Origin of the sequence: Nocardia sp. NPDC047648 (assembly GCF_040642815.1) — a bacterium.
In the GTDB taxonomy this organism is placed as follows: domain Bacteria; phylum Actinomycetota; class Actinomycetes; order Mycobacteriales; family Mycobacteriaceae; genus Nocardia; species Nocardia gamkensis.
Window position 1 is genome coordinate 289,299 of sequence record NZ_JBEYSX010000003.1, and the last position, 19,163, is coordinate 308,461.

Consider the following 19,163-nt stretch of genomic DNA (forward strand, 5'->3'; position numbering starts at 1 on the left):
GACAGAACAGACAGCGGCCGACCAAGACTCTGACTCGACCCGGGTCCAGCTCGACCATCCGGACACGCCGTCGGGCACTGTCGCGTGGATGCGCGACTCCGGACCGGAGAAGCCCCCGGCGTTCGCGCCGGACGAAATCCCCGGCACGGAAATGGCGGACGACCAGCCGTTGACCGCGGCGGCGGGACCCGACGAAACGCGCCGCGCCGCATCCGAACCCACGTCGTCGCCGCTGCGCACCTCCGGACGCAGCGTGCGCAGCGCGCGCACCCGTCCGGCGGTGCGGCGGCTCGGCGCGGGACTGGTGCCGATCCCGACGGTGACGCCCGCCGATCCCCGCGACGCCGTCCTCACCGACGCGGTGGTCTCCGAGGGCAGGCGATTCTGCTGGCGCTGCGGCAAACCGGTCGGCCGGGCGACGGCGACCCGGCCCGCGACCACGGCGGGCACGTGCGCGACCTGCGAGGCGCCCTTCGACTTCCGTCCCACGCTGCACGCGGGCGACATGGTGGCGGGACAGTACGAGGTGCAGGGCTGCATCGCCCACGGCGGACTCGGCTGGATCTACCTGGCGATCGACCGCAATGTCAGCGATCGCTGGGTCGTGCTGAAGGGCCTGCTGCACAGCGGTGACGCCGAAGCGCAGGCGGTGGCCATGGCCGAACGCCAGTTCCTGGCCGAGGTGGCGCACCCGAGCATCGTCAAGATCTACAACTTCGTCGAGCACACCGGCGCCGACGGCACACCGGTCGGCTACATCGTCATGGAGTACGTGGGCGGCCGGTCGCTGCGCGACATCCTCGACTCCTACGAACGCCCGAAGCGCATGCCGGTCGCCGAGGCGATCGCCTATCTGCTGGAGATCCTGCCCGCGCTGGAGTACCTGCACTCGACCGGCCTGACCTACAACGATCTCAAGCCCGACAACGTCATGGTCACCGAGGACCAGGTCAAGCTGATCGACCTCGGGGCCGTCGCCACCATCGAGGCATACGGAAACCTCTATGGCACCAGGGGTTTCCAGGCACCGGAGGTCGCGCGAACCGGCCCGACCGTCGCCTCCGACATCTACACCGTGGGGCGCACGCTGGCCGTGCTGACCCTGCGCATGCCTTCGGAGCACGGACGCTACCTCGACGGGCTCCCCGATCCCGCCGACGAGCCGGTGCTGGCGCGCTACGAGTTCTTCCATCGACTGCTGCTGTGTGCCACCGACCCGGACCCGCGGCGGCGCTTCCCCTCCGCCCGTGCGATGTCCGCGCAGCTGTCCGGCGTGCTGCGGGAGATCCTCGCGTTGGAGACCGACACCGAGCACCCGCAGTTGTCCACCGTCTTCGCGCCGCCGCGCACCAGTTTCGGCACCGAGGAGCTGATCAGCCAGACCGACGCCTACACCGACGGCCGTCCGCGCAGCAGCATGCTCGACGCCCGCGACGTGGTGGCCGGGTTGCCGATCCCGCTGCTCGATCCGGCCGATCCGTCCGCATCCCTGCTCTCGGCGGCGGTGCATCCCGAGCCGGACCACGCGCTGGAGGCGCTGCGCACCGTCCGCGAACGAGCCGAGGCCGATCCCGGCAACGCCCCGGAGACGCTCGATCTGGAGCTTTCCCTCGCCGAGGCGCGCGTGCGGCTCGATCTGCGCGAGTCGGCCACCGTCCTGGATCTGCTCGCGCGGTTGCCCGAGCGGGAGTGGCGGGTGAGCTGGTATCGCGGTATGGCCGAGTTGCTCGATCGGGAGTACGAGCGCGCCTTCTCGAATTTCGACGAGGTCCTCCGTGTGCTCCCCGGCGAGCTGGCTCCTCAGCTCGCCCTCGCCGCCACGGCCGAACTCATTCTTCAGCACTGGGATTCGCCGGATCCCGAGCAATGGCGCGCGTACGCCGAGAAGGCATACGAGACGGTGTGGCGCACCGACCGCACCGTGGTGAGCGCTGCCTTCGGGCTGTCCAGGCAGCTGGCCGCGGACGGCAGGGTGGACGAGGCCGTGCGGGCGCTGGACGCCGTGCCCGCCGCGTCGCGGCATTTCACCACCGCGCGGATGACCGCCGTGCTGTTTCTGCTCACGGCCGCGCCGGTGGCCGATCTCGACGAGGCCACCCTGCACATCTCGGCGTCCCGGGTGCTGAGCCTGCCCACGGGCGAGAGCCGGGCGGTGCAGATGCGGGTGCTGGTGCTCGGCGCGGCCTTGGCCTGGCTGCAAGCGGGCAACACGCCGAAACGTCCCGATGCCACGCTGTTCGGCGCGCCGTTCACCGAACGCGAACTGCGAACCGGCACCGAGGCGGGGCTGCGCTCGCTGGCTCGCGGAGCGCCCGATCGCACGCATCGCTACGCGCTCGTCGACCTGGCGAACGCCATTCGCGCGAAGACCTGGATCTAGCCGCGCCGCTCGACCAGTCGCCGTGCGGCGCGGGCGATGGCGAGCTCCTCGTTGGTCGGCACCACGAGCACCGCGACCGGCGTGCCGGACGGGGAGATGAATCGCGCGGCACGGCTTTCCGCGGTGTTGGCCACCGGATCGACTTCGATGCCGAACCGGCTGAGCCCGGCCAGGGCGTCGGCGCGCACCTGCGGACTGTTCTCCCCGACTCCGGCGGTGAAGGTGATCGCGTCGACCCCGCCGAGTTCGATCAGATACGCCCCGAGGTAACGCCGCAACCGATGGATGTACACGTCGTAGGCCAGCCGCGCGTCCTCGTCCCCGCTGGCGATGAGGCGCCGCAGTTCGCGGAAATCGTTCACGCCGGACAGGCCCTTGATGCCGGAATCCCGGTTGAGCAGGGCGTCGATCTGGTCGATGTCCAGGTGTGCCGAGCGCGCCAGATGCGCGACGATGCCGGGATCGAGATCGCCGGACCTGGTGCCCATCACCAGCCCTTCCAGCGGGGTGAGGCCCATGCTGGTGTCGACCGGCCGACCGCCCCGGATGGCCGACGCCGACGCGCCGTTGCCGAGATGGAAGACGATCTGATCCAGCTCGGCGGGGTCGCGGTCGAGCAGCTCGGCCGCGCGGCCGGACACGTACTCGTGCGAGGTGCCGTGGAAGCCGTACTTCCGGATGCCGTGCGCGGCGGCCACCTTGGCGTCGATGGCGTAGGTCTTGGCGGCGGCGGGCAAGCCGTGGAAGAACGCCGTGTCGAACACGGCGACCTGCGGCACTCCCGGCAACAGCGCCCGCGCGCTGTCGATGCCTGCGACGTTGGCCGGATTGTGCAGCGGCGCCAGCGCGGCGAGTTCGGAGATCGAGGCCACCACGTCGTCGTCGATCAGGGTGGGCCGGTAGAACACCTCGCCGCCGTGCACCACCCGGTGCCCGACCGCCCGCACGCCCTCGCGCACCAGATCATGGCCGGTCGCGGCGAAGGTGTCGAAGACCAGCCGCAACCCGGCGGCGTGGTCGGCGATCGGCTCGCGGCGCTCGGTGGTCTCGCCGTCGACGCGATGCTCGAGCCCGCCCTCGTCCTCACCGATCCGCTCGACCATGCCGGAGGCCGCGACCACACCCGAATCGGGATCCAGCAGTTGATATTTGATGGACGAGGAGCCGGAGTTGATCACCAGCACCATGTTCTCGGCCGTCTCGCTCATCGAACCTCCCGCATCCCGCGTGCCCGCATCAACTCTCCTGCGCCTGAATGGCGGTGATCGCCACGGTGTTGACGATGTCGGCCACCAGTGCGCCACGCGACAGGTCGTTGACCGGCTTGCGCAGACCTTGCAGCACCGGTCCGATCGCGATCGCTCCCGCGCTGCGCTGTACCGCCTTGTAGGTGTTGTTGCCGGTATTGAGGTCGGGAAACACGAACACCGTCGCGCGGCCTGCCACTTCGGAATCGGGCAGCTTGGCGTCGGCGACGGTCGGTTCGATCGCCGCGTCGTATTGGATCGGGCCCTCCACCGGCAGCTCCGGCGCGCGTTCACGCGCCAGCTTGGTCGCCACGCGCACCTTGTCCACGTCGGCCCCGCTGCCCGATTCGCCCGTCGAATACGACAGCATCGCGACCCGGGGTTCGATGCCGAAGCGTTCGGCGGTCGCCGCCGAGGAGATCGCGATATCGGCCAGCTGTTGTGCCGTGGGGTCCGGCACGACCGCGCAGTCACCGTAGGCGAGCACCCGGTCGGCCAGGCACATGAGGAACACGCTGGAGACGGTGGCGACCCCTTCCACCGTCTTGATGATCTCCAGCGAGGGCCGGATGGTGTGCGCCGTGGTGTGCGCCGCGCCGGAGACCATGCCGTCGGCGATCCCCTTGTACACCATCATGGTGCCGAAATACGAGATGTCGGCGACGGTTTCGCGGGCCCGCTCCACCGTCATGCCCTTGTGTCTGCGCAGTTCGGCGTACTCGGCGGCGAACTCGTCCAGGTAACCGGAGGTACGCGGGTCGAGCACCTGCGCGGCGGAGATGTCCACCCCGAGTTCGGCGGCACGCGCGCGCACCGTCGTCTCGTCGCCCAGGATGACCAGGTCGGCGATCTTGCGCTGCAACACCCGGCCCGCGGCGCGCAGGATACGGTCGTCGTCGCCCTCGGGCAGCACGATGCGCTTGCGATCGGCTCGTGCGCGCTCGATGAGCTGGTATTCGAACATCTGCGGCGTGACCACCGGACTGGGCGGAACATCGACGCGCCGCAACAGTTCCACGGCGTCCACGCGTTCTTCCATCAGCGCCAGCGCGGTGTCCACTTTGCGTGGGTTGCCCGCGGACATCCGGCCGCGGGTGCGGTAGGCGGCCCCTGCCGTGTCGTAGGTGCCGAGATCGGTGGTGAGGATCGGCAGTTTGGGCTTGAGCCCGGTCATCAGCCGCGCCACCGCGGGATGCGGCAGCAGGCCACCGTTCATGATGATGCCCGACAGCGACGGAAAGCCCTCCGCCTCGTGCGCGTTCACGACGCTGAGCAGCACGTCCGACCGATCGCCCGGCGCGATCACCACCACGCCCTCGACCAGCCGTTCCAGGATGTGTTCCGCCGTCATGCCGCCGACCATGATCTTCAGCGCCTCACGGTGCAGCAATTCCGGATCGCCGCTGTACATCTCGCCGCCGATGGCGGTGCACAGCTCGGCCATGGTCGGCGCGATCAACAGCGGGACCTCGGGCAGCGTCCAGGAGGGGACGCCGAAGCCGCGCAGCGCCGCGCCCACCTCGTCGAGCCGCTGCGGGTCGCAGCGATTGGCGATGACGGCGACCAGCTGCGCGTGCTCGTGGGCCAGCTCGGCCGCGCACAGGTCGGTCAGCTGCTTCACCTCGTCCGGGGTGCGTCCGGCGCCGCGCACCACCAGCAGCACCGGTGCGCCCAGATTGACCGCGATCCTGGCGTTGAAGCGCAACTCGCTCGGGCTCGCCACGTCGGTGTAGTCGCTGCCCACCACGACCACCGCGTCGCACATCTTGGCGACCTCGTGGAAGCGCAGCACGATCTCGCTGATCGCCGCGTCCGGGTCGGCGTGCACCTGCTCGTAGGTGGTGCCGATCGCCTGCGCGTAATCGATGTCCGCCGTGCTGTGCTCGAGCAGCAGTTCGAGGATGTAGTCGGGCTCGGTGGTCGAGCGCGTGATCGGCCGGAACACGCCGACCCGCGCGGTCGTCGCACACAGCATCTGCAGCACCCCGAGGGCCACCGTCGACTTGCCGGTGTCGCCCTCGGGAGAGGCGATGTACACGGCGGATAGAGCGTTGTCGGCCATGCCGCAGAGCTTAGTGAACCGAGGGCAACCGGGCCGCGCCGCGCGACGGTGATCACTCGCCGGGCAAGCGAGCGCGGCCGCCGCAGGGCCGTCCCGGAACACTCCAGCCGCGACGGCAGCCAGTTCTGCCCGGCCCGGCGATAGCAAGGGATTCGCGTTTCGGTGGCGCCTCGCATGCCTCGCGGTATCAGCGGCGCCTCGGTGTCAGCGCCTAGCGGTGTCAGGGGCCGCCATGGCCGCTTTCCGTCCCGCTATAGTCCGGGCATGGCTGAGCAATTTCCGGATCGGCAGTGGGGTTCGCGCACCAATCTGTTCGCCCGCGCGGCAAGCAGATTCGCGGCCACCAAGCCGGGCTCCCGGCTGGTCCGCGCCCTCACCCCGCTGGACCGGGCGGTCCTGGAGCGCACCGGCGCCAAGTACACCGTGCTCGGCCCGATCGGCGCGCCGGTCATCCTGCTCACCACCATCGGACGCAAATCCGGGCAGCCGCGCACCCAGCCGTTGCTCTACGTGCACGACGGCGACACGCTCTACGTGATCGGCAGCAACTTCGGCCAGGCACACCACCCGGCCTGGACCACCAACCTCCTGGCGAACCCCACCGCCACGGTAGCGATAGCCGGCGAGCGCATCCCCGTAACCGCCACCCCTGTCGAAGACCCCGACAAAACCCCCATCTTCCAACGCTTCGTCGACATCACCGGCGCCTACGCCGCCTACCGCTCCCGCACCACCCGCGACCTCCGCATCTTCGCCCTCCGCCGGGCATGACGCCGCGAGTGGCACACCACCGCGGCATCGGCCGAAGGGCCTCGCCGTGGTGTGCCACTCGTGAACGTCAGGCCAGGGCGCGCAGGCGGGGGGCGAGGTCGCGCTGGAAGAGGTCGAGGAAGCGGCGCTGGTCGTGGCCGGGGGCGTGGAAGACCAGGTGGTTGAGGCCGGCGTCGAGGTAGGGCTTGATCTGGGCGACCGCCTCGTCGGGGTCGCTCGCGACGATCCAGCGCTTGGCGATCTGCTCGATGGGCAGCGCGTCGGCGGCGGCCTCCATCTCGATCGGGTCGGTGATGCTGTGCTTCTGCTCCGCGGTGAGCGAGAGCGGGGCCCAGAACCGGGTGTTCTCCCTGGCCAGTTCGGGATCGGTGTCGTAGGACAGCTTGATCTCGATCATCCGGTCGATGACCTCCACGCTGCGCCCGGCCTTCGCGGCGCCCTCGGCGACGGCGGGCATCAACTTCTCGGTGTAGAGGTCCATGCCCTTGCCCGACGTGCAGATGAAGCCGTCGCCCGCGCGTCCGGCGTACCGCGCGACCAACGGGCCGCCCGCGGCGATGTAGATCGGGATGCCGCCCTTGGGTACGTCGTAGATGGAGGCGCCGACGGTCTTGTAGTACTCGCCGTCGTAATCGACGCGGTCGCCGGTCCACAGTGCGCGCATCAGGTCGACCGCCTCGCGCAGCCGCGCGAAACGCTCCTTGAACTCGGGCCATTCGCCGGTGTATCCGGTGGCGATCTCGTTGAGTGCCTCACCGGTGCCGACCCCCAGCATGACGCGATCCGGGTACAGGCAGCCCAAGGTGGCGAAGGACTGCGCGATCACCGCCGGGTTGTAGCGGAAGGTCGGGGTGAGCACCGAGGTGCCGAGCTGGATGCGCTGGGTGCGCTCGCCGACCGCGGCCAACCAGGCCAGCGAGAAGGGCGCGTGCCCGCCTTTGTGCCGCCAGGGCTGGAAATGGTCGCTCACCGTGGCGCTGTCCAAGCCGTGTTGCTCGGCCAGCACCGCGATCTCGACGAGTTCACGGGGGCCGAACTGCTCCGCCGATGCCTTGTATCCGAGCTTGAGTCCGCTCATCTGCCACGCTCCTCGCGTTTCGTTTCGCCGCCATCGCGATCCGTTCTCGACAGTAGTCAACGCTGCCGCCTCCGCACCGACGGCCTGGCCCGGATGATCTTCACAGCCTCCCGGTCGTGGCCGTTCCGGTCGCGGGGCGATAGCGGATAATGGCCCGCGTGACCGCAGACGAGCCGATCCTGTCCTACTTGACCGATATGGACGGCGTGCTGGTGCACGAGGACCATCTCATCCCGGGCGCCGACAAGTTCCTCGCCGAACTGCGCGCCAACGACACCCCGTTCCTGGTGCTGACCAACAACTCGATCCGCACGCCGCGCGATCTACAGGCGCGGCTGCGGCACACCGGGCTGGACATCCCGGAAGAAGCGATCTGGACCTCCGCGCTGGCCACCGCCACCTTCCTGGACGAGCAGCGGCCCAACGGCACCGCGTACGTGGTGGGCGAATCCGGGCTCACCACCGCCTTGCACGAGATCGGCTACGTGCTCACCGACAGCGATCCCGATTACGTCGTGCTCGGCGAGACCCGCACGTACTCCTTCGAGGCGATCACCACCGCGATCCGGCTGGTCGAGCGAGGCGCCCGCTTCATCGCGACCAATCCGGACCCGACCGGTCCGTCCCGGGACGGCTCGCTGCCCGCGACCGGCTCGGTGGCCGCGCTGATCACCCGCGCCACCGGCCGCGACCCGTACTACGTCGGCAAGCCGAACCCGCTGATGATGCGCTCCGCGCTGCGTCGCATCGGCGCCCATTCCCAGTCGACGGTGATGATCGGCGACCGGATGGACACCGACGTCATCTCCGGCCTGGAGGCGGGCATGCGCACCATCCTGGTCACCTCCGGCATCTCCACCCGCGCGTCCTTCGAGGCCTTCCCCTACCGCCCCACGATGGTGGTGGACTCCGTCGCCGACCTGATCGGGAAGACCGGGTCCCCGTTCACGGATTGAGCGGTGCGTCCCGGTCGCCGTCCGTGGTGATCGCGTCCACGGCGGCGGACAACGCGGTGAGCGCCTCGACCGTGCGCGCGAGCCGCTCGTGGCCGAGCTCGTCCACGAGCCGTTCGGCCATCACCTTGTGCCGCGGGTTGATGCGGCGTACCGCGGCCAGCCCCGCCTCGGTGATGGCGACGAGTTTCGCGCGGCGATGCGCGGGATTGGGCCGGTATTCGGCGAGTCCCTTGTCCACCAGCAGATCCGCGATGCGCTGGACGCTCTGCCGGGTGATGCCCATCTCGCGGGCGATGCCCGCGACAGGCAGCGGCGCGCGCGTCACCGCACCGAGCACCTGCCACCACGCGGCGGTCAGACCCGCCGGTCGGGCCAGTTCCTCGGCCACCGCGAGGAATTGACCGTTCAGGCGGAACGACGTGATCGCCGCCGTGGCGAACAACTCCTGTTCCGGGGTCATGCGGCACCTCCCGATGTCGGCGATCCGGCCGGATCACCGGCAATTCTCGCTTACACGTGCTGCGCGTCGTACTCCGCGAGCACCGCCCAGCCGCCGGGATCGGCGTGTGCGAACAACCGGTACCAGCCGTCCAGCACGTGCGGCTCGTACACGCCGAGCCTGCCGAACACCTCGCGCGCGAATTCGAACGGCGCGCTCGCACTGGCGGTGATCACATCACCATCGGTGACGGCCGGGGCCTCGACATAGTGGTCCGCGCCCGCATAGCCGCTGTAGCGCAGGTATTCCGCGACATTGCTGGTGTGCTCGCGGTTGTCGAGCAGGCCGGCCTTGGCCAGGCCGAACGTCGCGCCGCAGATCGCGGCGACCGGCACGCCCGCGTCGAGGAATTCGCGCGCCTTGTGCGTGAACGGGTCCAGCTCCGGCCCTTCCCAGGTCTCCGCCCCCGGCAGGATCAGCATCGCGCTGTCGGCGGGCGTGAGATCGGCGAGCACGACGTCCGGCACGATGCGCATGCCGCCCATGGTGGTGATCGGCTCCGCGCTCGGGCCGACCGTCTTCACCTGCCATGTTCCCGGCTCCCGGTGCCAGCTCGGCTTGTTGATGTGCGCGGTGGCCGCGCCTACCTCCCAATCGGCGAGGGTGTCGTAAACGGCCATGTGCACTGTCTTCGTAGGCATGACAGTATGCTGTCATATATGACAGCATACTGTCAATATCGAGGGTGTCTCCCTCGATGAAACCGGCAACTACGCTGGGAGCATGCGAATCTCGGTGGCGGCGGACGAGCGGGTCGGCGTGGCCCGGGAATTGATCGACGAGCTGGGCAAGCGCGGCCACGAGATCGTGCCGCACGGCGCGCTGTGCGATACGGAACGCGACGACTGGGCATGGGCCAGCGAGGCGGCGGCCCGTGACGTCGCCTCCGGCGAGGCAGACCAGGCGATCGTCTGCTGCTGGACCGGCACCGGCGCCTCGATCGCGGCCAACAAGGTCCCCGGCGTGCGCGCCGCGCTCTGCGCCGACGCTTCGACCGCGGCGGGCGCCCGCACCTGGAACGACGCCAACGTCCTCGCCCTGAGCCTGCGTTCGACCTCCAGCGCCGAACTCCGGGAAATCCTCGACGCCTGGTTCACCACCGAACCGAGCGCAGGCCACGACGACCAGGCCAACATCGCCCATCTGTCCGAGATCGAACGGCGAGCCTGACGTAGGCGCCCTGACCGATCCGCGGGCGACCGCCGAGAGGGATCAGGACAGGGCGCGGTCGAGGTCGTCGAGGAGGTCTTCGACGTCTTCCAGGCCCACCGAGATACGCACGACGCCGTCGGTCAGGCCGATGGTGGCACGGCCTTCGGGCCCCATGGCACGGTGGGTCGTGGTAGCCGGGTGCGTGATCAAGCTCTTCGCGTCACCGAGGTTGTTGGAGATGTCGACGATGCGCAACCGGTTGAGAACTTCGAAAGCGCGCTTCTTCGCCTCGTTCTCGGGGGCGCTCAGCTCGAAGGTGATCACGGTGCCGCCCGCGCTCATCTGACCGGTGGCCAGCGCGTACTGCGGATGAGATTCCAGGAACGGGTACCGCACCCAGCTGACGGCCGGGTTGCCCTCCAGGAAACGGGCGATGCGCAGGGCGGACTCCGCCGAGCGGCGTACCCGCAGCGGCATCGTCTCCAAGCCCTTGAGCAGGGTCCACGCGTTGAACGGGCTCAGCGCCGGGCCGGTATGGCGCATCAGCGTTTTCACCGGGCCGTCGATGTAGTCCCGGGCGCCGAGGATCGCGCCGCCGAGCACGCGGCCCTGCCCATCGATGTGCTTGGTGCCCGAATAGACCACCACGTCGGCGCCGAGTTCGAAGCCACGTTGCAGCAGCGGAGTGGCGAACACGTTGTCCAGCACCACTTTCGCGCCCGCCGCGTGTGCCAGCTCGGTCACCCGGCGCACGTCGACCAAGGTCTGCATCGGATTGGCGGGCGTCTCGAAGAACACCGCCTGGGTGGGCACCGACAGCGCCTGCTCCCACTGGTCGAGATCCTCGCCGTCGACGAAGACGGTCTCCACGCCCCAGCGCGGCAGGATCTCGTTGCACACCACGAAGCACGAGCCGAACAGGCTGCGCGCGGCGACGAGCCGGTCACCCGCCTTCAGCAGCGCGCCCAGCGCGGTGAACACCGCGGACATGCCGCTCGCGGTGGCGAAGCACGCCTCGGCGCCGTCGATCAGGCGCATCCGCTCCTCGAACATGGCCACCGTGGGGTTGCCGTAGCGGGAGTACACGAAGTGCTCGGCCTCGCCGGTGAACGCGGCCTCGGCGGCCTCGGCGCTCTCGTAGACGAAGCCGGAGGTCAGATAGAGCGCTTCGGCGGTTTCCTCGAAACCGGAGCGCCGCAGCCCGCCGCGCACGCCCAGCGTCGCGGGACCGACGCCGTCGGGCAGCGGCTTGTCGAACGCGCCGCCGGTGATCACGACTGCCGCCAGGGCAATCCGAGGGCACGCCAGCCCGCGCCGCCGCGATGCCCGAATTCGTCGAGCGGGCCTTCGAAGCCCTCGAGCACGTTGTAGGAAGTGCGGTAGCCCGCCGAAGTGGCGGCGATCGCCGCACCGATCGAACGCTGACCGGAGCGACAGAGGAAGACGACGGGAGCCTCGGGATCGTGGCCGTCGAGCGCCTGCTTCAACTGCTCGACGAACGTCTCGTTGCGCGCGCCCGTGGAATCGACCCACTCGATCAGCACGGTCGGCCGTTCGATCGAACTGGTGTCGGGGACGCCGACGAACTTCCATTCCGCTTCCGTCCGCACGTCCACGAGGACGGCCTCCGGATCGTCCCGCAGCAGCTCCCAAGCCTGCTGAGGGGTGATGTCACCGGCATAACTCATGTGCACCTCCTGCGAATCCGCACTTGCCGCGCCCGGGACCAGGGCGCCGCCAGGTCGTCACCCGGAGCACCCCACCGCGGAGGAGGGTTGCCGACCAGTAATGCCGGGGCTTGACACTGGTTCTCATGACCTTCGACTGAGATTGCACCGGCCCGGGTCACCCTGTCAAACGGTGGCGCACACTGCGCGAACGCTCAGGTGCAGACCAGCCACTTACCGCCGGATCGGGTGAGATTCCAGGTCGAGGTCCGCTCCTGCCCGTCCACCTTCGTGGTCACGGTCGCCTTCCCCCGGTCGCCGTCCATGATCGGACTGTCGATTTTCGTGATCTCGACCGGCTTTCCGGCGCCGTCCTGCCCCGCCAGCGGCGAGCGGGTCGCGTCGAAACCCTGGCACGCGGTGCCTGGCGGCGGCACGGCGTCGCTGCGGTTGGAGCCGTCGACGAAGTTGCGGACGGCCGCCGCGATGCGGTCGGCTTCTGTGACATTTTTCTCAGCGGGCGACAGCACGCCGCCGAGCACGATCGCGATCAGCACGATCGCCGCGACCACCGCGGCCGCGATGAACGGGGCCGCCGAGCGCTTGTCGGTCTGATCCACCCGGATGATCTCGTCCTCGCCCGGGGTCGGCTGCTGTTCGGTCATGGCTCGATGATCCCTGGTCGGCGCGGGTATCGAGCGCTCGGCCCCCGGCTGCGGAACGGGCGGGCGCCGGGCGAGTCCCGGCGTCCGCGATAGGCCGCGCGCGAGCGGGTAAGCGACGATTGTGGCTTTCGACGGCATCCGCCGAGTTCACGCACCGACGCGGGGTGGCATCGGCCATCCCGATAGAATCGCGGGACGGCGGCCTGCTGTCATAGCGAATCGGCAGCTCCACGCCGCGGCGAACGGAGCACCGTGCAGCCACGAGCCGGCAACGCAGGCGTGCGCCCCGAGGGCGCGACCGAGCCGGTGCGTCAACTTAGCCTAAGCTAAGCAAGACGTCATTAATTGTTTCGACCGTAAGGTGCGCGTAAAGAGATGACCGAACAGAGTGCAGTAGAGGATGGCGGTGTTCGCGAGCCCTCCGTGGTGACGCAGGCTTCCTCCGCCGGGCCTGACGCGCACACCGCGAGGACCCGCCCGCTCCGCATCGCGATCGTGGGCGCCGGACCGGCCGGGATCTACGCCGCCGACGCATTGATGAAGTCCGATGCCGAGGTGAGCATCGACCTGTTCGAGCGCATGCCCGCGCCGTTCGGGTTGATCCGCTACGGCGTCGCGCCGGACCACCCGCGGATCAAGGGCATCATCACCGCCCTGCACAAGGTGCTGGACAAGCCGCAGGTTCGCCTGCTGGGCAATATCGACTACGGCACCGACATCACGCTGGACGACCTGCGGGCCTTCTACGACGCGGTGATCTTCTCCACCGGCGCCAACGCCGACCGCGCCCTGCCCATCCCCGGTATCGATCTCGACGGATCCTTCGGCGCCGCCGACTTCGTCTCCTGGTACGACGGCCACCCCGACGTCCCCCGCACCTGGCCGCTGGACGCGGAGAAGGTCGCCGTCCTCGGCGTCGGCAACGTCGCTCTCGACGTGGCCCGCGTGCTGGCCAAGACCGGCGACGAGCTGCTGCCCACCGAGATCCCGCCGAACGTCTACAAGGGCCTCAAGGCCAACAAGGCCGTCGAGGTGCACGTCTTCGGCCGCCGCGGGCCCGCCCAGGCCAAGTTCACCCCGCTGGAGCTGCGCGAACTCGACCACTCCCCCACCATCGAGGTCATCGTCGACCCCGAGGACATCGACTACGACGAAGGCTCCGAAGCCGCGCGCAGGCATTCCAAGCAGGTCGACATGGTCGCCAACACGCTCGAGCAGTGGGCCATCCGCGACGCCGGTGACCGGCCGCACAAGCTGTTCCTGCACTTCTTCGAATCCCCCTCCGAGGTGCTCGGCGAGAACGGCAAGGTCGTCGGCCTGCGCACCGAGCGCACCCAGCTCGACGGCACCGGCAATGTCAAGGGCACCGGCGTGTTCAAGGACTGGGACGTGCAGGCGATCTATCGCGCCGTCGGCTACCTGTCGCAGAACCTGACCCAGCTGCCCTTCGACGACCAGGCGGGCACCGTGCCCAACGAAGCGGGTCGCGTGATCGCCGACGAGAACGCCGACGGCGCCGCGCGCTACATGCCCGCGACCTACGTCACCGGCTGGATCAAGCGCGGCCCGGTAGGCCTGATCGGCCACACCAAGGGCGACGCCAACGAGACCATCGCCTGCCTGCTGGACGATGCTTCCGGCTTCACCCCGGCGCAGCGCCCCGAACCCGAGGCCGTCACCGAGTTCTTGGAGAGCAAGGGCATCCCGTTCACCACCTGGGCCGGCTGGTACCGCCTCGACGCGCACGAACGCTCCCTCGGCGAGCCGGAGGGCCGCGAGCGCGTCAAGGTCGTCGAGCGCGAGGACATGCTGCGCGCCAGCGAACCGCACAAGGTCTGATCACCCCGGCTGCGACCGACTCCGCTGCCACGACGACACCCCAGCTGTGGCAGCGGAAAATTCGACCCTGAGGCATTCTGTACAAGTGTTCGATGCCCACCTGCACATCTTCGACCCGCGATTTCCGCTGGCCGAGAACGAGGGCTACCTGCCCGACCCGTTCACCATCGCCGATTACCGCAAGCGCATGTCGCGCTTCGACGTCGCGGGCGGCGCGGTGGTCAGCGGGTCGTTCCAGGGCACGGACCAGACCTATCTGAAGGCCGCCCTCGCCGAACTCGGCGAGGGATGGGTCGGCGTCACCCGGCTCGACTTGGACGCCACCGACGAGGAAATCCTCGAACTGGACCGCATCGGCGTGCGCGCGCTTCGGTTCAACCTCAAGCGAGCGGCGGCCGACATCACCGGAATGACGTTGCAGGCGTTGCGCGCACACGAACTGGCCGGCTGGCACGTCGAGGTCTACATCGACGGCACGATGCTGGCGTCGCTGCAACCGGTCATCTCCAAGCTGCCCGCGCTGTCGGTCGACCATCTGGGCATGTCCGCGGAGGGGCTGCCCTTCCTGCTGGATCTCGTCGACCGCGGAGCCAAGGTCAAGGCGACCGGTTTCGGCCGGGTCGCGATGAACGTGGCCGACACGCTGCGCCGCGTCCACGCGGTGAATCCCGAAGCCCTCATGTTCGGCACCGACCTGCCCGGCACCAGGGCCGGACGCCCGTTCCGCGACTCGGACGTGGATCTGCTCTGCGATGTGGTGGGCACCGACATGTACGCGGTGCTGGAGGACAACGCGCGCGCGTTCTACCGGCTGCCGGCCCGCGAACGCGTGGTCCGTGACGATCCGGCCCCCACGCTGCCGCTGTACCGCCCGGAACCGCCGACCCTCCGGCTGCGCCGCGACGAACTCCCGGAAAACCGGGCGGGCGACACGATTCCGTTCCCCGCCATCGATCGGTAGCGCTCAGACGGCGAAGACGCCGACGAGCCAGACCCCGGTGGCCAGCAAGGCGCCGAAGAGTTCGATCAGGATGGACAGGCCGACGCCCCTCAACGCGTGCACCGTCGCCTGCCACGCCTCGCGGTTGACCCGCAGCCGCTGGAGTTCCGAAAGATACACGCCGAGAACGAAACCCACGAACAGGCCGATCACCGGGATCACGAAGAAGCCGACGATGCCGAGGACCGCGCCGAGGAAGACCGCCCGGCCCGCCACGCCCGCGTCCTTCATCTTGCGTCCGGGCCAGGTGTATTTGACGACGCCGGAAAGCACCAGCAACAACGCGCTGATCGCGAGAATCGTCCACGCCGTCGCGCCACCGGTGAGGAAGGCCCAGACGGCGATGGCCGCGAAGATCAGGATGACGCCCGGCAGGATCGGCACGACGACCCCGACGAGGCCGACCAGAATCGCGAGACCGGCGAGAAGGTTGTACCACCCCTGATCAGACAGCGCTTCCACACGTGCAGCCTAGAGCGGCGCACAGCCGCGGGCGAGCCGTAGCGGCGCGGCGTTATTGTCATACTGTCAATACACCCCTCCCGGTCGCGTCCGGGAGGACGCACCGGTCACCGGTGTGCTGGATCAACGACGAACCGAGGTAGGGCGTGAGCACTCCATCCACCGCCAAGCAGGGCCCGCTCGCGGGCATCAAGGTCATCGAGCTGGCCGGCATCGGCCCCGGTCCGCACGCCGCACTGCTGCTCGCCGATCTGGGCGCCGACGTGGTGCGGGTGCAGCGCGCCGGTCAGCTGCCGGGCGGATTCGACCGTCCGCAGCTGCGCGGCCGGACCATCGTCGAGGCCAACCTCAAGGATCCCGCCGACATCGAGAAGGTGCTCGGTCTCGTCGAGAAAGCGGATGTGCTGATCGAGGGCTTCCGCCCCGGCGTCACCGAGCGGATGGGCCTGGGTCCGGACGACGCGCTGGCCCGCAACCCGCGCCTGGTCTACGGACGGATGACCGGCTGGGGCCAGGAGGGCCCGCTGGCCGACCGCGCGGGACACGACATCAACTACATCTCCATCACCGGCGTGCTGCACGCCATCGGCCGCAAGGGCGAACGCCCGGTCCCGCCGCTGAACATGGTGGGCGATTTCGGCGGCGGCTCGATGTTCCTGGTGTTCGGCATCCTCGCCGCGCTGGTCGAGCGGCAGCAGTCCGGTAAGGGCCAGGTGATCGACGCGGCCATGGTCGATGGCGCCCTTGCCCTTTCGCACATGATCTGGGGCATGCGCGGCGCGGGCGCCTGGTCCGACGAGCGTGGCGTCAACCTGCTCGACACCGGAATGTCGTTCTACGACACCTACGAGACCTCCGACGGCAAATACATGGCGGTCGGCGCGATCGAACCGCAGTTCTACGCCCAGTTGCTCGCCGGCCTGGAGATCGACGCGGACGGCCTGCCCTTCCAGCTCGACCCCGCCGGGCAGGACACGCTGAAAAAGCTGTTCACCGAACGTTTCCGGACCAAGACCAGGGACGAGTGGTCCGAGATCTTCACCGGCACAGACGCGTGCGTCTCGCCCGTGCTCACCTTCGAGGAGGCCACGCGCAACGAGCACATCGCGGCCCGCGGCTCGTTGCTGGAGCTGGACGCCATCACCCAGCACGCCCCCGCGCCGCGATTCTCCCGCACTCCCAACGGGATTCCGACCCCGCCGCCCACCACCGCGACGCCGATCGAGTCGGTCTGGGCAGACTGAGCACCCGACGGGGTGCCGTGCGCGCCGCCCGGCACTCCGTCCTGCTGCGGGTAATTGAAAATTTCAACATACCAACCGGTTCGACAGTTCGGCACCGGGCCTGCCATACTGTCCGCGAGCAGGTGGCTTTCGAGGACAGCGGACTTCCCCGGGCATTGTCCGGTCCGCTCCTTGACCACCGCTCGAGTTGGAGGCCGAGGCACCGTGCGAGCTTCCGCACGCCGCCCGAGCACGACCAGGGCCAGTCCCGAGGGGTGACCGGCCACTCGTGCCCGGCGGCGCTCGGAGGGGAGTGCCGCCGGCGGCGCCCCTCCAAGGGCCAGCACAGCGAAATCCCCTCAGTAGCAGGTCAACGGCGTCAGTGGGTCCGCGGCGCGAGGCGTCAGCGCGGCATAGGCGGACGCGATGGCCTTGACCGCCAACCGTAATTCGGGCTCCCGGTGGGTGAACGGCAGCCGCAGGAACCGCTCGAACGCGCCCTGTACGCCGAATCGAGGCCCGGCCGCGAGCAATACGCCGTGGTTGGGCGCCGTGGCGGCGAGCGCGGTGGAGACCGAGGTCGGCAGCTGCGCCCACACCGACATGCCGCCCGCGCCGACGGTGACGCGCCAGTCCGGCAGTTCCTCGGCGAGCGTGTCGAGCAGGGCGGCACGCTGCGAACGCAACTGGTCGCGGCGGCGGTCGAGGATCACGTCCGCGTGCTCGAGCAGGTGCACGGTGGCCAGCTGGTCCATCACGGGGGTACCGAGGTCGACGGTGGAGCGAATGCCGAGGAGCTTGGTGATCAGCGTCTGATTGGTCCGTATCCAGCCGACCCGCAGACCGCCCCAGAACGATTTCGAGGCCGAGCCGATGGTGATGATCTCGGAGCCTTTGGCGAAGGCGGCGACCGGCGGCGGTGCGATGTCCGCGCCGAGGCCGAGATCGGCCATGGATTCGTCGATCACGACGGCCATCCTGGTATCCCTGGCAATGGCGGCCAGTTCGGCGCGGCCGTCGGCGTCCAGCAGCAAGCCCGTCGGGTTGTTGTAGTCCGGCACCAGGTAGGCCAGGCTCGCCGCGGTCTGCCGGGCGGCACTGCGAATTCCGTCGAGATCCCAGCCGCCCGCCGGATCCTCCGGCCGCAGCGGCACCGGCACCGGCCGGGCGCCGACATCGCGGATCGCCTCGATGGCGTTCGGATAGGTCGGGTGATCGATGAGCACACGGGCGGCGGGCGCGGTCAGCACGTTCAGCAGCAAGCGCAGGCCGTGCTGGGCGCCGAGGGTGACCAGGATCTGGTCGGGTTCGGTCGGCAAACCGCGCGCGGTGTAGCGGCGGGCGATCGCCTCCCGCAGCGCCAGCACGCCGACCGGGTCCATGCCGTGCGTGCCGAGATAGGCCGGAATTCCTTCCAGGGCAACGGAATACGCGTCCTGCATCTCCAGCGGGGCGGCCATCGCGGCATAGGTCATGTCGATGGTCGGCAGTTCGGGCGAGGCCATCATCGCCAGGATGCTCCTGGCCGGTTTGACGCCGTCGTGCTGCACGTCCCGGGGCAGGGCCACCGTGCTGCGCGAGCCCTGGCGGCTGATCAGGTAGCCGTGTTCGCGCAGCAGCGCGTACGTGGAGGTGATCGTGGTGCGGCTGACCCCGAGGGTGGCGGCGAGATCGCGTTCGCTGGGCAAGGCGACACCCAGCGGTGCGCGACCGTCGTGGATCAGCAGCCGGATGCCTTCGGCGAGGGCCAGGTAGGCCGGACGGGTGGAGCGCCGCCCGGCCGGATCCGGATCACCGTCGTGCGCGTGCCGCCAACGGCCCAGATCGCGGGCCAGGCTGCCCGCGCCGATCACTCTCGTAGCCATGCGGTCCAGTATCGGCCGATTGGATATTCCTTGGCAAGGCCAGTAGCGCGCACGCTGGCGGACATGACCGCCCTCACCACCCTGTTCTTGGTCGCTTTGTCCGGCTACCTGATCCACCGCTTCGCGCCGAAACGCGACGAGCGGGCCTTCCGTCTCGAGCGCTTCCACCCGGGCACGCCGATGTCCGACCACATCCCTTCACACTACGATTACCAGCGTCGATACTCCGATCTCGCCGCGATCCACGGTCGACTGGATGTGCCGGATCCGGGCTTGTCCAGCGGCGCGTAATGCTCG

The 19,163-nt window shown here is 69.2% G+C and carries 18 protein-coding genes and 1 riboswitch; of the genes, 8 read left to right on the forward strand and 10 right to left on the reverse strand.

Annotated features, from left to right (window positions below; all coding sequences use genetic code 11):
• Nucleotides 1-88 precede the first annotated feature (88 nt).
• Nucleotides 89-2,380: a tetratricopeptide repeat protein gene (locus tag ABZ803_RS10025; RefSeq protein WP_357034833.1), complete on the forward strand. Its 2,292-nt coding sequence runs from the start codon at nucleotides 89-91 to the stop codon at nucleotides 2,378-2,380.
• On the opposite strand, the gene ABZ803_RS10030 is transcribed toward ABZ803_RS10025, so the two are convergent.
• Together ABZ803_RS10030 and pta are read right to left on the reverse strand one after the other, a co-directional pair.
• Nucleotides 2,377-3,588, reverse strand: a complete 1,212-nt coding sequence (locus tag ABZ803_RS10030) for an acetate kinase (protein WP_357034835.1) — start codon at nucleotides 3,586-3,588, stop codon at nucleotides 2,377-2,379. The genes ABZ803_RS10025 and ABZ803_RS10030 overlap by 4 nt on opposite strands.
• 28 nt (nucleotides 3,589-3,616) lie before the next feature.
• On the reverse strand, nucleotides 3,617-5,689 hold the full coding sequence (pta, locus tag ABZ803_RS10035) for a phosphate acetyltransferase (protein WP_357034837.1): 2,073 nt from the start codon (nucleotides 5,687-5,689) through the stop codon (nucleotides 3,617-3,619).
• A gap of 264 nt (nucleotides 5,690-5,953) precedes the next feature.
• Here pta and ABZ803_RS10040 point away from each other — a divergent pair, with 264 nt between their 5' ends.
• Nucleotides 5,954-6,460, forward strand: a complete 507-nt coding sequence (locus ABZ803_RS10040) for a nitroreductase/quinone reductase family protein (protein WP_357034839.1) — start codon at nucleotides 5,954-5,956, stop codon at nucleotides 6,458-6,460.
• Between the two features lie 67 nt (nucleotides 6,461-6,527).
• Here ABZ803_RS10040 and fgd read toward each other — a convergent pair whose 3' ends face one another.
• Nucleotides 6,528-7,538 (reverse strand): glucose-6-phosphate dehydrogenase (coenzyme-F420), encoded by a 1,011-nt coding sequence (gene fgd, locus ABZ803_RS10045; RefSeq protein ID WP_040870708.1) that lies wholly within the window; start codon nucleotides 7,536-7,538, stop codon nucleotides 6,528-6,530.
• A gap of 149 nt (nucleotides 7,539-7,687) precedes the next feature.
• Here fgd and ABZ803_RS10050 point away from each other — a divergent pair, with 149 nt between their 5' ends.
• Entirely contained in the window at nucleotides 7,688-8,494 is an 807-nt protein-coding gene (locus ABZ803_RS10050; protein WP_357034842.1) for an HAD-IIA family hydrolase, read from the forward strand.
• On the opposite strand, the gene ABZ803_RS10055 is transcribed toward ABZ803_RS10050, so the two are convergent.
• Nucleotides 8,484-8,954, reverse strand: coding sequence for a MarR family transcriptional regulator (locus ABZ803_RS10055; RefSeq protein ID WP_357034844.1), 471 nt, complete (start codon nucleotides 8,952-8,954; stop codon nucleotides 8,484-8,486). The two genes, ABZ803_RS10050 and ABZ803_RS10055, sit on opposite strands and share 11 nt — an antisense overlap.
• A 50-nt stretch (nucleotides 8,955-9,004) precedes the next feature.
• Nucleotides 9,005-9,634 carry a type 1 glutamine amidotransferase family protein gene (locus ABZ803_RS10060; RefSeq protein WP_357034846.1) on the reverse strand — a complete coding sequence of 210 codons (630 nt, stop codon included), beginning with the start codon at nucleotides 9,632-9,634 and terminating at the stop codon, nucleotides 9,005-9,007.
• An 82-nt stretch (nucleotides 9,635-9,716) separates the two neighbouring features.
• On the opposite strand from ABZ803_RS10060, the gene ABZ803_RS10065 reads away from it, so the two are divergent.
• A complete protein-coding gene (locus ABZ803_RS10065) occupies nucleotides 9,717-10,163 on the forward strand; it encodes an RpiB/LacA/LacB family sugar-phosphate isomerase (protein ID WP_357034848.1) in 447 nt (148 codons plus the stop codon).
• 42 nt (nucleotides 10,164-10,205) lie between these two features.
• Here the strand turns inward: ABZ803_RS10065 and ABZ803_RS10070 are convergent, their stop codons facing one another.
• From ABZ803_RS10070 to ABZ803_RS10080, 3 genes are all read right to left on the reverse strand, one after another.
• Nucleotides 10,206-11,420 (reverse strand): O-succinylhomoserine sulfhydrylase, encoded by a 1,215-nt coding sequence (locus ABZ803_RS10070; protein WP_357034850.1) that lies wholly within the window; start codon nucleotides 11,418-11,420, stop codon nucleotides 10,206-10,208.
• Entirely contained in the window at nucleotides 11,417-11,833 is a 417-nt protein-coding gene (locus ABZ803_RS10075; protein ID WP_062968324.1) for a rhodanese-like domain-containing protein, read from the reverse strand. The genes ABZ803_RS10070 and ABZ803_RS10075 overlap by 4 nt, the downstream gene beginning before the upstream one ends.
• Before the next feature lie 14 nt (nucleotides 11,834-11,847).
• Nucleotides 11,848-11,964, reverse strand: a riboswitch (SAM riboswitch).
• Between the two features lie 63 nt (nucleotides 11,965-12,027).
• A complete protein-coding gene (locus tag ABZ803_RS10080) occupies nucleotides 12,028-12,477 on the reverse strand; it encodes a hypothetical protein (RefSeq protein ID WP_062967841.1) in 450 nt (149 codons plus the stop codon).
• A gap of 375 nt (nucleotides 12,478-12,852) precedes the next feature.
• Here ABZ803_RS10080 and ABZ803_RS10085 point away from each other — a divergent pair, with 375 nt between their 5' ends.
• Both ABZ803_RS10085 and ABZ803_RS10090 read left to right on the forward strand, forming a co-directional pair.
• A complete protein-coding gene (locus ABZ803_RS10085; RefSeq protein WP_357034852.1) occupies nucleotides 12,853-14,316 on the forward strand; it encodes an FAD-dependent oxidoreductase in 1,464 nt (487 codons plus the stop codon).
• A gap of 85 nt (nucleotides 14,317-14,401) precedes the next feature.
• Complete coding sequence (locus tag ABZ803_RS10090; protein ID WP_062967839.1) at nucleotides 14,402-15,277, forward strand: amidohydrolase family protein; 876 nt, start codon at nucleotides 14,402-14,404, stop codon at nucleotides 15,275-15,277.
• 3 nt (nucleotides 15,278-15,280) lie between these two features.
• Here ABZ803_RS10090 and ABZ803_RS10095 read toward each other — a convergent pair whose 3' ends face one another.
• Nucleotides 15,281-15,778, reverse strand: coding sequence for a DUF456 domain-containing protein (locus ABZ803_RS10095; protein ID WP_357034855.1), 498 nt, complete (start codon nucleotides 15,776-15,778; stop codon nucleotides 15,281-15,283).
• A 146-nt stretch (nucleotides 15,779-15,924) separates the two neighbouring features.
• On the opposite strand from ABZ803_RS10095, the gene ABZ803_RS10100 reads away from it, so the two are divergent.
• Entirely contained in the window at nucleotides 15,925-17,022 is a 1,098-nt protein-coding gene (locus ABZ803_RS10100) for a CaiB/BaiF CoA-transferase family protein (protein WP_357034857.1), read from the forward strand.
• Nucleotides 17,023-17,360: 338 nt separating this feature from the next.
• Here the strand turns inward: ABZ803_RS10100 and ABZ803_RS10105 are convergent, their stop codons facing one another.
• Nucleotides 17,361-18,866 carry a PLP-dependent aminotransferase family protein gene (locus ABZ803_RS10105; protein ID WP_357034859.1) on the reverse strand — a complete coding sequence of 502 codons (1,506 nt, stop codon included), beginning with the start codon at nucleotides 18,864-18,866 and terminating at the stop codon, nucleotides 17,361-17,363.
• 63 nt (nucleotides 18,867-18,929) lie between these two features.
• Between ABZ803_RS10105 and ABZ803_RS10110 the strand changes: the two genes are divergently transcribed.
• Nucleotides 18,930-19,157 carry a hypothetical protein gene (locus tag ABZ803_RS10110; protein WP_357034861.1) on the forward strand — a complete coding sequence of 76 codons (228 nt, stop codon included), beginning with the start codon at nucleotides 18,930-18,932 and terminating at the stop codon, nucleotides 19,155-19,157.
• Nucleotides 19,158-19,163 lie beyond the last annotated feature (6 nt).

Excerpts from the sequence above, each read along its gene's own strand:
- ABZ803_RS10040 (WP_357034839.1), top strand. The coding sequence starts at position 5,954 with ATGGCTGAGCAATTTCCGGATCGGCAGTGGGGTTCGCGCACCAATCTG.
- ABZ803_RS10075 (WP_062968324.1), bottom strand. The coding sequence starts at position 11,833 with ATGAGTTATGCCGGTGACATCACCCCTCAGCAGGCTTGGGAGCTGCTG.
- ABZ803_RS10025 (WP_357034833.1), top strand. The coding sequence starts at position 89 with ATGCGCGACTCCGGACCGGAGAAGCCCCCGGCGTTCGCGCCGGACGAA.
- ABZ803_RS10030 (WP_357034835.1), bottom strand. The coding sequence starts at position 3,588 with ATGAGCGAGACGGCCGAGAACATGGTGCTGGTGATCAACTCCGGCTCC.
- ABZ803_RS10050 (WP_357034842.1), top strand. The coding sequence starts at position 7,688 with ATGGCCCGCGTGACCGCAGACGAGCCGATCCTGTCCTACTTGACCGAT.
- fgd (WP_040870708.1), bottom strand. The coding sequence starts at position 7,538 with ATGAGCGGACTCAAGCTCGGATACAAGGCATCGGCGGAGCAGTTCGGC.
- pta (WP_357034837.1), bottom strand. The coding sequence starts at position 5,689 with ATGGCCGACAACGCTCTATCCGCCGTGTACATCGCCTCTCCCGAGGGC.
- ABZ803_RS10055 (WP_357034844.1), bottom strand. The coding sequence starts at position 8,954 with ATGACCCCGGAACAGGAGTTGTTCGCCACGGCGGCGATCACGTCGTTC.
- ABZ803_RS10105 (WP_357034859.1), bottom strand. The coding sequence starts at position 18,866 with ATGGCTACGAGAGTGATCGGCGCGGGCAGCCTGGCCCGCGATCTGGGC.
- ABZ803_RS10085 (WP_357034852.1), top strand. The coding sequence starts at position 12,853 with ATGACCGAACAGAGTGCAGTAGAGGATGGCGGTGTTCGCGAGCCCTCC.
- ABZ803_RS10110 (WP_357034861.1), top strand. The coding sequence starts at position 18,930 with ATGACCGCCCTCACCACCCTGTTCTTGGTCGCTTTGTCCGGCTACCTG.
- ABZ803_RS10065 (WP_357034848.1), top strand. The coding sequence starts at position 9,717 with ATGCGAATCTCGGTGGCGGCGGACGAGCGGGTCGGCGTGGCCCGGGAA.
- ABZ803_RS10060 (WP_357034846.1), bottom strand. The coding sequence starts at position 9,634 with ATGCCTACGAAGACAGTGCACATGGCCGTTTACGACACCCTCGCCGAT.
- ABZ803_RS10080 (WP_062967841.1), bottom strand. The coding sequence starts at position 12,477 with ATGACCGAACAGCAGCCGACCCCGGGCGAGGACGAGATCATCCGGGTG.